The sequence below is a fragment of the Actinacidiphila glaucinigra genome (assembly GCF_900188405.1).
GTDB lineage: Bacteria > Actinomycetota > Actinomycetes > Streptomycetales > Streptomycetaceae > Actinacidiphila > Actinacidiphila glaucinigra.
The window spans coordinates 626,711-640,978 of the sequence record NZ_FZOF01000001.1 but is presented as its reverse complement, the minus strand read 5'-3'; the positions used below and the strand labels follow the sequence as shown (position 1 = coordinate 640,978).

Annotated in this window: 11 protein-coding genes; 3 read left to right on the top strand and 8 right to left on the bottom strand. The window is 73.8% G+C overall.

Annotated features, from left to right (window positions below):
* Positions 1–692: 692 nt before the first annotated feature.
* The 4 genes from pepN to CHF15_RS02930 all read right to left on the bottom strand — a co-directional run bounded on the left by pepN (position 693) and on the right by CHF15_RS02930 (position 5,609).
* The gene (gene pepN / locus CHF15_RS02945) at positions 693–3,194 is read right to left on the bottom strand and encodes an aminopeptidase N (protein ID WP_089221968.1); all 2,502 of its coding nucleotides are present in this window, start codon (positions 3,192–3,194) and stop codon (positions 693–695) included.
* Positions 3,195–3,310: 116 nt separating this feature from the next.
* Entirely contained in the window at positions 3,311–4,573 is a 1,263-nt protein-coding gene (locus tag CHF15_RS02940) for an acetamidase/formamidase family protein (protein WP_179279634.1), read from the bottom strand.
* Positions 4,574–4,795: 222 nt separating this feature from the next.
* Positions 4,796–5,401, bottom strand: a complete 606-nt coding sequence (locus CHF15_RS02935; protein WP_089221967.1) for a sortase domain-containing protein — start codon at positions 5,399–5,401, stop codon at positions 4,796–4,798.
* A gap of 7 nt (positions 5,402–5,408) precedes the next feature.
* Complete coding sequence (locus CHF15_RS02930; protein WP_089221966.1) at positions 5,409–5,609, bottom strand: hypothetical protein; 201 nt, start codon at positions 5,607–5,609, stop codon at positions 5,409–5,411.
* A 197-nt stretch (positions 5,610–5,806) separates the two neighbouring features.
* Here CHF15_RS02930 and CHF15_RS02925 point away from each other — a divergent pair, with 197 nt between their 5' ends.
* From CHF15_RS02925 to CHF15_RS02915, 3 genes are all read left to right on the top strand, one after another.
* Positions 5,807–6,205 carry a VOC family protein gene (locus CHF15_RS02925; protein ID WP_089221965.1) on the top strand — a complete coding sequence of 133 codons (399 nt, stop codon included), beginning with the start codon at positions 5,807–5,809 and terminating at the stop codon, positions 6,203–6,205.
* Positions 6,206–6,255: 50 nt separating this feature from the next.
* On the top strand, positions 6,256–7,362 hold the full coding sequence (locus tag CHF15_RS02920; RefSeq protein WP_143681513.1) for a class I SAM-dependent methyltransferase: 1,107 nt from the start codon (positions 6,256–6,258) through the stop codon (positions 7,360–7,362).
* 99 nt (positions 7,363–7,461) lie between these two features.
* Positions 7,462–8,298: a hypothetical protein gene (locus CHF15_RS02915; protein WP_089222194.1), complete on the top strand. Its 837-nt coding sequence runs from the start codon at positions 7,462–7,464 to the stop codon at positions 8,296–8,298.
* 12 nt (positions 8,299–8,310) lie between these two features.
* Here the strand turns inward: CHF15_RS02915 and CHF15_RS02910 are convergent, their stop codons facing one another.
* The 4 genes from CHF15_RS02910 to CHF15_RS02895 are packed head-to-tail and all read right to left on the bottom strand — an operon-like array spanning position 8,311 to position 14,118.
* Positions 8,311–9,321 carry an alpha/beta fold hydrolase gene (locus CHF15_RS02910; RefSeq protein WP_179279633.1) on the bottom strand — a complete coding sequence of 337 codons (1,011 nt, stop codon included), beginning with the start codon at positions 9,319–9,321 and terminating at the stop codon, positions 8,311–8,313.
* Complete coding sequence (locus CHF15_RS02905) at positions 9,318–11,147, bottom strand: alkyl/aryl-sulfatase (protein WP_089221963.1); 1,830 nt, start codon at positions 11,145–11,147, stop codon at positions 9,318–9,320. The genes CHF15_RS02910 and CHF15_RS02905 overlap by 4 nt, the downstream gene beginning before the upstream one ends.
* Positions 11,148–11,185: 38 nt before the next feature.
* The gene (locus tag CHF15_RS02900; RefSeq protein ID WP_089221962.1) at positions 11,186–12,250 is read right to left on the bottom strand and encodes a glycoside hydrolase family 113; all 1,065 of its coding nucleotides are present in this window, start codon (positions 12,248–12,250) and stop codon (positions 11,186–11,188) included.
* The gene (locus tag CHF15_RS02895; protein WP_245938631.1) at positions 12,247–14,118 is read right to left on the bottom strand and encodes a DUF2334 domain-containing protein; all 1,872 of its coding nucleotides are present in this window, start codon (positions 14,116–14,118) and stop codon (positions 12,247–12,249) included. The genes CHF15_RS02900 and CHF15_RS02895 overlap by 4 nt, the downstream gene beginning before the upstream one ends.
* Positions 14,119–14,268 lie beyond the last annotated feature (150 nt).

The following is a 14,268-nucleotide window of genomic DNA, read 5'->3' as shown; positions in this document are numbered from 1 at the left end:
GGTCGCCCGGCGGCAGATCACGACGAGCGCCGATGTGGGGACGCACCCTGGCACCGTGCGTTCCTGGGCGACGGCCGCCGTCGCGCAGCAGACCGCCGACAGCAGGGCCGCCGCCAGGGACAGCCGGCGGGCTGTCGACCCGCAACCAGGTTCAGCCTTGGAACCACGCCGACCGCACCGACCCAGCCCGCCCCTGACCGAAGGCCGAAAAGGGCAGGACGCGCACACGACAACGGGCCGCTCAGCAGGGCGACATACCTCCGGCATCGGCCCAAGCACCCCCTTCCGGTCCGATCGCGCCGGAGCCTGCGCGGGCCTCAGCCACCACCCCCAAACGACCATGGGCGTTCAGTGAGACGGGTGCGGCAACCCCGGACCGCCCTCAACCACCCACCGGCCGTTGGTCGCCCCACGATACGGAGGGGGCGGGGTCGTAGGGGTGGATGTTCTGGACGCTGCGGGATATTTGTGTGCGGCATCGGGGGCTCGGACCTGGACCGCCCGCCATGCACGTAAATAACCCAGTCCAGGACGTGCAGCCCCGGAGGCCCCGCCCCCGGCCCACCACGCACGCGCGCAGGCCCGCACCAACCGCGCCGGGCAATCGGGCGGGAGGGCGGGGGATGCCCGCCGCAGGCGCAAACAACCCGCACACAACCACCCGGCCAGCCCGGCGCAGCCGCCCGCACCCGCTACGCGGAACCCGTGCGGACGCGCAGGGCGCGGCGCAGGTCGTCGAGCTGGTCGGCGAGCCGGCGGCGCAGCGCCGGGGTGGGGGCGGGATCGCCGGTGCGGAGGCACTCCTCGCCGAGGTCTAGCACGGAGGACTCGACGACGGGGACGGGGAAGGCCCAGCGGCCCGCGGCCTCGGCGAGTGCGGGGCCCCGGCGGGCGGCGACCGCCACCGCGGCGGGGAAGAAGCGGGGCACGTACTCCCCGACGAGGTCGAACTGCTCGGGCTGCCAGAAGCCCTGGGCGGTGGCGGTGAAGAGGTAGTTCGACAGGGTGTCGCCGTCGAACATCCGCGCCCAGGCGTCCCGCTTCGCCTCCGGGTCGGGCAGCGCGGCCCGGCAGCGGGCGGCGCCCTCCTGGCCGGTGGCGCTGGGGTCGGAGGCCAGTTCGGCCGCGATGTCCTCGGCCGACGCCGCGCCCAGGACGCTGAGCCGGGTGAGGATCTGCCAGCGCAGTTCGGGGTCGAGCGCGGGCCCGCCGGGCAGCGCGTCCTCGGTGAGCCAGCCGCGCAGGGCACCGGTGTCGGCGGTGGCGGCGATGAGCTCGCGGGCCGCGGCCAGCCGCAGCCCGGGGTCCTCGCGGGTGAGCAGGTCGCGGGCGAGCGCCTCCAGCGTGGCGAGCGCGCCCGGGCGCTCGTCGGCGGGGAGGTAGCGGTCGGCGATCTGCCCGCGGGCGAACCCGAGCACGCCCTGCACGACGGCGATGTCGGTCTCGTACGGCAGATGGGTACGGGCGACGTCGAGGTAGGCGGCGGGGCGGAGTTCGCCCTCCCGGACGAGGTCGCGGGCGGCGTTCCAGACCAGGGCGCGGCTGAGCGGGTCGGGCAGGCCGCGCAGCGCGGCGACCAGGGTGTCCCAGGACCGGGCGTCGAAGCGGATCTTGGCGTACGTCAGGTCCTGGTCGTTGAGGAGCACCAGGTCGGGGCGGGTTCCCGGACGCGTGCCGGGCGTCTCGCCGTCCGCGGGCACGTCGGTCTCGAAGCGCTCGCGCAGCACCAGTTGCGCCGGGTCGGCTCCGGCGCGGTCGTACGCGGCGACGGAGATGCGGTGCGGGCGGCCGCCCTGCTGCGTGACGTCGAGCCGCCAGCCGCCGTCGGCGTCCACGGGGACGGGGGTGAGCGTGTCGACCCCGGTCGTGCGCAGCCAGCGGTCGGCCCAGGCGTGCACGTCGCGGTCGGTGGCGCCGGCGAGGGAGTCGATGAAGTCCGCGAGGGCGGCGTTGCCGAAGCGGTGCCGCGCGAAGTGCTCGTTGATGCCGGCGAGGAAGTCCTTGCGGCCGAGCCAGGTGACGAGCTGGCGCAGCGCGGAGGCGCCCTTGGCGTAGGAGATGCCGTCGAAGTTCAGCAGGGCCGAGGCGGTGTCGGGGACGGCCTCCGGCGCGGGGGCGACGGGGTGGGTGGAGGGGCGCTGGTCGGCGTCGTAGCCCCAGCCCTTGCGGGCGACGGCGAAGTCGGTCCACGTGCCGGTGAACCGCGTGGCCTCGGAGAGCACCTGGTAGCCCATGTACTCGGCGAAGGACTCGTTGAGCCAGATGTCGTCCCACCAGCGCAGGGTGACGAGGTCGCCGAACCACATGTGCGCCATCTCGTGGGCGATGACCATGCCGCGGGTCTGCCGCTCGGTGTCGGTGACGGCGGAACGGAAGACCATCTCGTCGCGGAAGGTGACCAGGCCGGGGTTCTCCATCGCGCCCGCGTTGAACTCGGGGACGAAGGCCTGGTCGTAGGAGTCGAAGGGGTACGGCTCCTCGAACAGCTCGTGGTAGCGGTCGAAGCAGCGCCGGGTGATGTCGAAGAGCTCCTCGACGTCGGCGTCCAGGTACGGGGCGAGCGAGCGGCGGCAGTGCAGTCCGAAGGGCAGGCCCGCGTGCTCGGTGCGCACCGAGTGCCAGGGTCCGGCCGCGACGGCGAGCAGGTAGGTGCTGATCGGCGGGGTCGCCGCGACGCGCCAGCGGCCCTCCGCCTCGCCGGTGCGCTCGGCGACGCCGTTGCCGAGGACGGTCCACGCGGGGGGCGCGGTCACGGCGACCTCGAAGACGGCCTTGAGGTCGGGCTGGTCGAAGGCGGCGACGACGCGCTGCACGTCGTCCAGGAAGAGCTGGGTGTACAGGTACGTCTCGCCGTCGGACGGGTCCGTGAAGCGGTGCATGCCCTCACCGGTGCGGGAGTACCGCATGTCCGCCTCGACCCGCAGTTCGTGGGGTCCGGCGGCGAGGCCGGTGAGCGGCAGCCGGTTGTCGTCCAGGGCCGCGGGGTCCAGCGGCCGCCCGTCCAGGACGGCGCCGTGCAGCACGGCCGGCTTCAGCTCGACGAAGGTGTCGCCGTCGGCGAGGGCGGTGAAGCGGATGACGGTGGTCGATCCGAACACCTCGTCACCGCGGGTGAGGTCCAGGTCGACGGTGTAGTGCTGGACGGCGATCAGCCGGGCGCGGGTCTCGGCCTCGGCACGTGTGAGAGCAGGCATGCGGCCATGCTCCCCCATGCCCGGCTCGCGGCGCACGGGGGTTCCCCGCGGCCCGCCGTCGCACGGGCCGGGCGTCCGTACGCCGGGGCGTCCGCACGTCCGCCCCGGGCCTGCCGTCAGGTGAAGATGCCGCGCGGAAGGGTCATCGACACCAGCCACGACGGCAGGTCGACGGTCTCGTTGATCTTCAGGTCGCCCGCCACGCTGCAGAGCGTGTAGGCCTCGTGCAGGCTCAGCCCCTGGTCGCCGGCGAGCCAGTCGATCATGTCCCGGACCGCGTTCTTGGCGTTCTCCATCAGATCCGGTCCGGTGCCGGTCGTCTGGTAGTAGCCCTGCGCGAGCATCTCCTCGGACATGGCCAGCTGGGTCGGGTCCGCGGCGGGCACGACGGCCCGGGGACCGGCGATCACCGTGTCCGGGACGATGCCGAAGCGCAGGGTGACCGCCATGAGCGTCTCGACGGCCGTCCCGGTCACCTCTCCGTCGCCTTGCGCCATGTGCCCGTCCCCGGCGGAGAACAGCGCGCCCTCGGCGTAGACCGGGATCTGGATCCGTGTTCCCCTGACGAGCTGCCGGATGTCGGTGTTGCCGCCCATTCCGCCGCTGACATCGGGCGGGAAGGTGCGGTACATGCCCTTGCGCAGGGGCGCGACGCCCATGATCCCCATGAAGGGCGCGACGGGGATGCGGGCCTGCCGGCCGGTGTCGGCGCCGGTGAACGTGGCGAAGCCGGTGTTCTGGCCGCGCTCGAAGTGGAACAGCTGGATGAACGGAGCGCCGCTGTTGTGGGGTTGGTCCTCCGGCAGGGCGCCGGCGGCCGGTCCGGGAGTGGGGTCGCTCAGCTGGGAGGCCTCGCTCCAGGGGGCGAGCGGGGCGAGCGGTTCGGGGCGCAGGGATCCGAACAGGCCCAGGGCGGGGCTGACGACGACGTAGCCGAAGTCCACGAGGGGGGCGACGTCCAGGACCTCGACCTCGAGGATGTCGCCCGGCTTCGCGCCCTCCACCTCGATGGCGCCGGTGAGCGGATGGACCTTGCCCAGGTCGATGGTCAGGGTCGCCTCGGGGGTCATCGTCCGGGCCGCGGCGCCGATGTCCAGGGCGTCGCGGCACAGCAGTTGGACGACCTCGCCCGGCCGCACCGTGGTGACCGGACGCAGGTCCCGGTTCCACCGGTTGTGCAGCACGTGGCCGAACCCGTCCACAACCTTGTCGCCGTCCGGTCCCGTGGTCACGTCCGGAGTGCCGGCGCCGGCGACGTCCATGCCGCCGACCGTTCCGCCACCCGCGGCCAGCGCCGACAGCGCGGCCGCGGCCGGTCCCGCGGAGGCCTGCTGGACCAGGCCGCGGGCGCCTGCGGTACCGGAATGGACGAAGCACATCGCGGCCTCCCGTGGCCCTGCGTCCCGGGTGCCCGAGGCGACCCGGCTGACGGGGCACGGCCCGGTGTCCGCCGGGCGGCGCCCGAGGCGGCGGGGAACCGGAGGGCGCGCCGCGGCGAGGGCGCTCGACTCCGCCATCCGATGCGGGGGCAGCCCCGCTCCTCACGATCCTCCGCCGAAAATGCCGTGGCAACCGGGGCAGGTGAAGGGCGGGGGCGCGCCTCAGGAGGCGCGGACGGCGGTCGCCCGCACGACCAGCGTCCCGGCGGGCCGGCCGCCGCCGTGCCCGTCGCCCGCGCAGGTGACGAGCCGAAGGGTGGACGCGTCGCCGTCGGCGCGCCGGACCTCGGTGACGAGGGCGTGCCGCGGCAGGTGCTCGACCTGTGTCACGGTGAAGCGGACCTGGCTGCCGTCACGCCGGGTGACGGCGACGGTGTCGGCGAGGCGCACATCGTGGAGGTCGTGGAAGACCGCGCGTCCGCGCCTGCCGTCGTCGCGGCCGACGATCACGGAGGTTCCGGTGTCGCCGGGGGCGGCGCTGCGGTCGTACCAGCCGGCGTAGCGGCCCTGCTCGGTGGCGGGGGTCTGGAGGGTGCCGTCGTCGGTGACCCCGAGGTCGACGACCCTGGCGTGCACGCCCGCGCTGGGGATGTCGATGCGTACGGGGGTGTGCCCGTCGGGGTCGGAGGCGCGGGCGGGTGTGCTGCCGTGGACGACGGCGGCCGCCCGGCCCTGCCCCGCGTGGGTGACGGCCCAGCCGGTCGCGGCGGCGGCGACGGCGAGGAGGGCGAGGGCGAGGACGTTGATGCGACGGTGCGTCATCCGCATCGCGCGCTCACCTCGGGCGGACGGCGTAGAGGACGCCGCAGACGCCGGTCGCCAGCAGCAGCACGCCGGTCAGGGCCGGTCCGGGAACGCCCAGGGCGCCGGCCACCCCGGCCGCGCACACCGTGAGGACCGCGAGCACGGCGAGCGCCGCACCCCGGGCAGCGGTGGTCCGGACGGATGCGGCGGAGGTGGCGCAGACGGCGGACATGGCTCGGGGTCCTTCGGGCGGCGACGGCACGGATGTCGTGGCCGGCCGCCGGGCGACGGGCGGACGGCCACGGGTCCCACCGTACTGAGGCCGGGGGTGCCGGGGCCTCCACCGCCGGACCGGTTCCGTATCAGCCGAAAGTATGGTCCCGGGGGCGGGTCTTGCGTCCGGAGGAGGACGCCGGGCAGGCTCGGCGGATGATCGCCACCTTGCAGTGCACCGTGATCGACTGCCCGGACCCGACCGCGCTGGGCACCTTCTACCAGGGCGTCCTGGGCTGGGCGCTGGACACCGCAGACCCCTCGTGGGTGACCCTGACGTCCCCGCACGGTGCCCGGATCGCCTTCCAGGAAGTGCCCTTCCACCGGCCGCCGCGCTGGCCCGACCCGGAGCACCCCCAGCAGTTCCACCTGGACTTCGACGTCCCGACCCGCGCCGACGTGGAGCGGGCCCACGAGGAGGTCGTGGCGCTGGGCGCCGTCTTCCTGCACGACAGCGGCGGCGAGCGCAGCGGCTTCCGGGTCTTCGCCGACCCGGCCGGGCACCCGTTCTGCCTCTGCTACGGGCAGGCTCCGGGGCCGGCCGTCACGGGATGAGCGGCCGCCGGCCCGGTGCCGGTGTCGGTGCCCACTTGTACGGTGTCCACATGCCGCCGCCGGGTGCGCGCGGCAGCGCGGCCGGCCCGGTCGGCGGGCCGGGGTGGACGCATGCGGCCGAGGGGGACGGCATGGACGACGCGGGACGGACGGCGTACGAGCCGCTCGGGCAGGACCCGGAACCGGCGTCGGTGCGCCGGGTCACCTTCGTGCCGTTCTTCCCGGGCGGCCTGGCGGGCGCGGTACGCGGCGGCGACGGGATGGTGCGGCTGCCGTCCGGCGAGGTGCTCCCCGGGGAGGACTGGATCCTCGACACCGCCGCCCGGGTGCCGCTGGAGACCGCCGGCTACTACCGGCAGCGTGTGCACCCCTTCGCCTGGGACGCCGGGCAACAGCGGCTCTACGCCTGGCTGGACGGCGACCGCTACCGGGGCCGGCGGCCGCACGCCGCCGACGCGGACCTGGTCGTGGCCGACGCCGGCACGATCGCGGGCATGCTCCCCCAGGGCCCCGAGCGCCGTGCCGTGCTGGACGCGGCGCGTTCCTTCCGGGAACAGGACGACGCCTCGTACTTCGCGGACAACCTGCGCCTGCTGGAGCCCGCCTACCTGCGGGCGACCACGCCCGAGGGCGGTTCCGGCTTCGGGCGGGAGCCGGAGCAGTGGCGGGCGCGGCGCTCCATGGTGGTCGAGGCGCTGCACAAGGACGGCACGTTCCTGGACGTCGGCTGCGCCAACGGGCTGCTGATGGATTCGGTGCGGCGGTGGGCGGCGGAGCGGGGCCGGGTGATCGAGCCCTACGGTGTGGACTTCGCCCCGCGCCTGGTGGAGCTGGCCCTGCGCCGGCTGCCGCGGTGGGCCGGGCGGCTGGCCGTGGGCAACGCGCTGGACTGGCGGCCGGCGGACGGCGGGCGGTTCACGTTCGTGCACACCCTCGCCGACTGCGTGCCCGAGCGCCGGCTGGGCGACCTGGTGCGCAGACTGCTGGCGGAGCTCGTGGAGCCGGGCGGCCGGCTGCTGGTCAGCGTGTACCAGGCGGAGGGCGGCACCGCGCCGACCGCCGCCGAGCGGCTGGCCGCGCTGGGGGTGCCGGTGGGTGGTTCGGCGAGCGGCACGGGACCGGAACGCACGGCGACAACGGCCTGGGTCGACGCGTAGGCTCGAAGTGTCGTACCCGCTTGGGGAGGCGCCGTGACCGAGCCGTCGTCCAGCCCGATCGTGCACGGCTTTCCGCACCTGGAGCAGGTGCGGGCCGCCATGACCGCGCTCTACCGGCGGCTGTCGTACGACACGGTGAGCCGCTTCCCGGCGAGCGTGCGCCCGGAGGCGGTGGCCTTCCCCGCGGACGAGGACCTCCATCTGGGCGCCCAGCGGGTGGCCCGGGCCATCGTGCAGCACTTCCGCCTGCCGGAGGCCCGCATGGTGGTCAGCTTCCGGGACATGGTGCACGCGGGCAACGTGGAACTGGCCGCCGGGCCCGAGTACTTCGTGGAGCTGCACGGCCGCTTCCGGGACGACCGGCGCGACGTCGGCGCGGTGCTGGCGCACGAGGTCATGCACGTCTACCTGCACCGGCTGGGCCTGGAGTTCCCCGGGGTGCGGGAGAACGAGATCCTGACCGACACCGCCACGACCTATCTGGGCGCGGGATGGCTGCTGCTGGACTCCTACCGCGAGGAGCCGGCGCTGCTCGGGGAGCGGCTGACGACGGCCGCGTCCAAGCTGGGCTACCTCACCCCGGAGGAGTTCGGCTACGTCCTGGCCAAGCGGGCGCAGGCGTTCGGCGACGACGTCGAACCGTGGCTCACCAGCCCGAGGGCCCGGGAGGCCTACCGGGCCGGGCTGCGGGTCGCCGAGGACGATCTGCGGCATCCGCCGATGGTCGGCTGCGGCTGGGCGGGCCGCCGCCGGTACTCCCACGACCGGCGGCGCGGCCTCGCGTACCCGGCCGCCGGCTACGCCTTCGAGGGCGGCGACCCCCAGCGGGTCTCCTTTCCCTGCCCCATGTGCCACCAGCGGATCCGGGTACCCGTGCGGGGCCGCGTGAAGGCCCGGTGCGGGCTGTGCCGGACCGTGCTGGAGTGCGACACCTGACCGCGCGCGTGCTCAGCCGGTGGGCGGGGCGGCCTCCCGCAGGAAGTCCAGCAGCGCGGCGTTGACCTCCGCCGGGCGCTCCTGCTGGGTCCAGTGGCCGCACCCGGGCAGCACCACCGGTTCGCGCAGCGTGGGGTGGAGCTGCCGCAGCACCGGGATCAGCTCGGACATCCCCGGGAAGCCGTGGACGAGGTCGCGGTCGCCGGTGACGAAGAGGGCGGGCATCTGGAGGGCGGCGCCGGTCCAGGGCGCGGTCAGCCGCCAGTTGCGGTCGAGGTTGCGGTACCAGTTGAGCCCGCCGGTGAAGCCCGACTCGGCGTACTCGGCGGTGAAGGCGTCGAGGTCCTCGTCGGTGAGCCAGTCCGGCAGTTCCCCGGGCTCCGCGACGATGTCGAGGAAGCCGCCGCCGGGCGGTACGAGGGGCTGCGCCGGGACCGGGTCGTTGGCGGGGTTGTCGCCGCAGGCGCCGTACAGGAAGCGCCGGAAGGTGGTCCGCGGGTCGGCGGCGAACTCGGCGTCGGCGACACCGGGCCGCTCGAAGTAGTTCCAGTAGAAGTGCCCGCCGTACAGCTCGCGCATGGCCCGCAACGGCGGTGTGCCGCCGCTGCGCGGGTTCGGCGGGACGCTGAGGCCGGCGACGGCGCGGACGACGTCGGGCCGCATCAGCGCGGTGTGCCAGGCGACGGGGGCACCCCAGTCGTGGCCGACCACGACGGCGCGGCTCTCGCCGAGGGCGTGCACGAGGCCGACGACGTCGCCGACGAGGTCGAGCACGGTGTACTCCTCGACGGCGCCGGGCCGTTCGCTGCGGCCGTAGCCTCGCTGATCGGGGGCGACCACCCGGTAGCCGGCGGCGGCGAACGGCCCGAACTGGTGGCGCCAGGAGTACCAGCACTCGGGGAACCCGTGCAGCAGCAGGACGAGTGGGCCCTCGCCCTCCTCCGCGATGTGCAGCCGGATTCCGTTCGCTTCGACGGTGCGGTGCCGCACCGTGGCGCGCGGCGCGCTCCGGGGGAGCTTCACGGTGTGACGATCGGGAAGTCCTGGTCGGCGGCGTCCAGCAGCCCGACGAGGGTCGCGACCACCTTCAGGTCCCCCTCGTGCTCCACGCCCTCGAAGCGGCCGCCGGCGAGGAGCCGGTGCAGTTCGGGCCGGGTGAGGGTGAGGGTGAGGTCGGCGTGCCGTACGGCGGGGCGCCCGTCCTGGGTGGAGAAGTAGGTGAGGGCGCCGTTGGAGAGGGTCAGATGCCAGCTGCGGTGCTCGTCGGTGAGGCGCCAGTCGATGGTCAGGTGGACGTCCCACGCCTTGGGGCCGTTGACGCGGATGGCGAGGGAGTCGATGAGCTGGTCGACGGTGAGGGCGGCCATCACGTCCGGGTTGGCGATGACGACCGGGGTCCGGGTGACGCCCTGCCGCAGTTCCCGGGCGCCCATCAGGTAGAAGTTGCGCCAGGGCCCGTTCTCGCAGCCGTGCCCCAGGCGCTCGTAGAGCAGGGCCAGTTCCTCCGCCGCGCGGGCGTGCCCGGGGTCGGCGAAGACGGCGTGGCCCAGCAGGGTGACGGCGAAGCGCAGATCTCCCGCGTCGGCGTACTCCCCGGCCTTGGCGACGGTGGCGTCGGTGCCGCCGAGGCAGTCCACGTAGCGGCGCGCCTCCGCCACCGGGGGGTGCTGCCACAGGTGGGCCGGGTTGCCGTCGAACCAGCCCATGTAGCGCTGGTAGACGGCCTTCACGTTGTGGCTGAGGGAGCCGTAGTAGCCGCGGTTGGAGCCCAGCCGTTCCAGGGCGGGGGGCAGGGTCAGTTCCTCGGCGATCTCGCTGCCGGTGAGGCCCCGGTTGATCAGCCGCAGGGTCTGGTCGTGGAGGTAGGCGTACAGGTCGCGCTGGTGGGACAGCAGCCGGTGGATGCCCTCGCGGCTCCAGGTCGGCCAGTGGTGGGAGGCGATGACGACGTCGGAGGCGTTGCCGAAGAGGACGAGGGCCTCGTTGAGGTAGTGCGCCCACAGCCGCGCGTCGCGGACCTGCGCGCCGCGCAGGGTGAGGACGTTGTGCATGGTGTGGGTGGCGTTCTCCGCCATGCACAGCACCCGCTTGGCGGGGAAGTGGAAGTTCATCTCGGCGGGCGCCTCGGCCCCCGGGGTCAGCTGGAAGATCATCCGGACCCCGTCGATCGTCTCGTCCTGGCCGGTGCGGGTGACGTGCACGGTGGGCGGGATCAGGGTGACGGTGCCGGTGGAGGCGGTCTGGCCGAGGCCGCAGCCGATCTGCCCGGCCGGGCCCTTGGGCAGTTCGGAGCCGTACATGTAGACGGCGCGGCGGGTCATCGCGACCCCGGCGTCCACGCTCTCGCCGGCGGCGTGCTCCAGGAAGCCGGAGGGGGCGAGGACGGGCACCGGGTCGTGACCGAGCGGCAGGACGCCGCGGGCGCCGCCGAAGTGGTCGACGTGCGAGTGGCTGTAGATGAGGGCGGTGACGGGCCGGTCCCCCCGGTGCTCGCGGTAGAGGGCGAGGGCGGCGGCGGCGCACTCGGCCGAGCGGAGGGGGTCGATGACGACGACCCCGCGGTCCCCCTCGACGAGGGTCATGTTCGACAGGTCTAGGCCGCGTACCTGGTAGATGCCTTCGACGACCTCGAACAGGCCCTGCCGGGAGGCGAGCCGGCTCTGCCGCCACAGGCCGGGGTGCGCGGTGTCGGGGCACGGGCCCTGCAGGAAGGAGTACGCGTCACCGTCCCAGACCACCCGGCCGCCGCCGTCGGTGACGCGGCCGGGGGTCAGGGCACCGAGGAATCCCCGGTCGGCGTCGGCGAAGTCCGTCGTGTCCTCGGTTGCGCCGGGTGCGAGAGCCGTCATGACGACACAATGTCAGCGTTTAGCCTGAATTGTCACGCTCATGTGCGCCACCAGCGGCGCAGTACCTCCTCCGCGGGTTTGCCGTGCGGGCTGTACGCGAGCCGGGCCGGGGTCTCCCCGCTGCCCGGCCAGTCGTCCCACATCCACCAGCACACCCCGGCCCACCAGCGCTCCCCGTCCAGGGCGGCGAGCAGCGCCTCGTAGGCGGCGGCCTGTTCGGCCTCCCCCGGCTGCCGGCTGACGGTCCAGGAGTACGGGGCCGTGGTCGCCCCGCGCTGGCTGACGTAGCCGGCCTCGGTGAACAGCACGCGGCGGTGGTGCCGCGCGGAGTAGCCGGCCAGCTCCCGGATGACGGGCCGCCAGGCGTCGCGCAGCCGACGGGCGTCGGTGGTGGGGCGGTCGGCCAGCGGCCAGTAGGCGTCGACGCCGATCAGGTCGAGGGCGCCCCAGAAGGGGACGTGCTCGTACTCGTCGTAGTTGGCGGCGTAGACCAGCGGACCGTCGTAGGCCTCCCGGACGGCGCGGATCACCGCCGCCCAGCGCCCGCCGTCCCGCGAGGTGCCGGCCAGTTCGGTGCCGATGGAGAACCGCTCGACGCCGAGCGAGCCCGCCAGTTCCGCGTAGTGGGTGATGAAGCGGGTGTACGAGGCGAACCACGCGTCGGGGTCGTCGGGCGTGATGCCGGCCCGGTCGCCGCCGCCGGTGAGGTCGACGTGCGGCTTCAGCAGCACCTTCAGGCCGGCGGCGTGCGCTTCGCGGACGATCCGCCGCAGGCTCGCGTCGCTCGCGGTCTCCCCGGTGGTGCGCATCGAGGAGTCGTGGACCCCGGACTGGTACCAGGTGGGGGTGAAGGACACCCACCGCGCGCCGGTGGCGGCGATGCCGCGCAGATAGCGCCCGGCCGCGGGGCTGTCGTAGTCGTCCGCGGCCCAGGAGGGCAGCGCGATGCCGCGGACGCGGTCGTCCGCGGCATCCCCGGGGCGCTCGAGCGGCCGGCCGTCGGAACGGTCCGCGGGCCTGGCGCCGACGGTGGTGCAGCCGGCGGTGAGGGCGAGGACCGCCGCCGCGACGGTCGCGGCGGCGGTCCTCCTGAACAGGGTCATCCGGCGGTCGCGGGGCTGACGAAGGTGTAGCCCAGGGCGCGGATGCCCTCGACCGTCTCCTTGAGCGGCTGGACCGGGTAGTAGGGGTGATAGAAGAAGCTGGCGTAGCCGTCGCGGACGGCGAGGTTCGCCTTGGCCGAGGCGATCAGGTCGGCCGGCAGGCGCGCCGGGTGGTTGTTGTAGGCCTCCGGCTCGTAGTTGCCGATGTTCTCGGGCAGCACCTTGGTGCCGTACACGTCCTTGACGACGTACGGGAAGAACTGCCCGATAAAGCGGTTGGGCTCGGCCGTGCTGCCGCCGAGGGTGCCGGAGAAGTACAGCGAACGCTCAAGGCGCGCGGTGTAGTTCTGGGCGAAGACCTTGTAGTCGGTGGCGGAGGCCGCGTAGTGCGGGGTGGTCCACAGCCTGGGCACCGGCAGGCCCGCCAGGGCGAACTGGGTCAGGCCCAGGGTGACCCGGGTCTGCGCCCACAGGGCGGAGTCCCCGGTGACCGGGCCGTCGTAGACCACGTTGTCGGAGGCGTCGACGTGGGCCCGGTAGAACTCGAAGTCGTCACCGGTGACGCCGTTGTAGGGGTTGGCGGTGTTCCCGTGCTGGTGGGTGTAGCCGTGGTTCATCAGCACGGCGCCGTGCTGGAGCATGTACTTGAGGGTGGCGACCAGTTGCGGACGCTGCACCAGGGTGACGGTCTGCGGCCGACCGTTGTTGTACGTGCCCTTGGGGTCGGTGTAGACGGGGATGACGTTGATGCCGTAGGGGATCTGCTCCGCGGCGAGGTAGTCGGCGATGGCCCGCAGCTCCGCGGGGTCGGAGTTGGGGCTGATGTCCTCCAGCCGCATCATGGCCCGGTGCCGCTCGGCGGTGCCGGGGGCGAGGGAGTCGAAGAGCAGATCCTGGAAGGCGATGATCCGGTCGCTCTCGGAGACGTAGGCGAAGGGGATCTCACCGACGTAGGTGAGGTTGCCCGAGCGCACCGCCCACGGGAAGTCGGTGCCCGTGCTGGTGTCGCGGGCGGTGGCCAGCTGTGTCACCGCCGGGTAGCCGGGCCCCGTCATGACGGCGGGCCGCAGCACGCCGCCGTCCTGGCCGGCCGGGACCTTCCGGGTGAGGGTCTGGTCCTTGTACGTCACCTGCGTGACGGTGCCGACGCTGCCGTTCGCCTCGAAGTACGACGCGGTGGGGTCCCAGCCGTACTTGTTCTGGAACTGGGCGACGCCCGTCGCGTTCGCCAGCGACCAGATGTTGTCGGCGAGCCAGGTCACCGGGCGCGTGGTGGCGACCACGTCCTGGTAGAAGGCGGCGGGGACGGCGTCCGGGATGCTCCCGCCGTAGTAGGTGGAGCCGATGTAGTAGGTGGCCGTGTACTGGTCGACCATGCCCGCGGTGTACTGCGAGACGGGCTTGGCGGTCACGTTCCCGAAGTGGCCGGCGAGGTTGGCGGTGGCCATGGCGTACAGCTCGCCGAGGTGCCCGTAGGGGCCGGCGGTGTCGTACAGGACGAGCGCGGCGGTGCCCGCGTCGGCGGCCGCCGCGGCCCGCGCGGACCCGGCTGCCAGCGGGGCGCGCGCGCCGGCCAGGTCGCGGCCGGCCCGTGGCGGCTGTCCTCCGCCGCGGACCGGGGTCTTGGCGCGCCGGTCGCGGTCGGCGGCGCGCTGGGCCTTGGCCCAGCCGGAGAAGTCGACCTTGCCGAGGCCCGCGCGGCCGCCCGGGAGCTCGCCGCGGTGGCGGTGGTCGCCCTTGCCGGCCGGGCCGCGCTCGGCGGCGCCGCCCGCCGGGGCGGACAGGAATACGGCCCCCAGCAGGGCCGCGATGAGCATGACGATGACGGAGACCCGGGACTTCCCGGACCTCCCGATGCGGGATTGCATGTTTCCCCCCAATGCACCAGTACGGAACAGGTCGCCGATTGTTCAGAGCGGCAATGCCCGCTGTCAACACGATCATCGGATTCGCATCTCGTTCGATTATCCATTCCATGATGGAAACCGAAGCCCTCGGAAGGGTGAATTTCTCTTTCG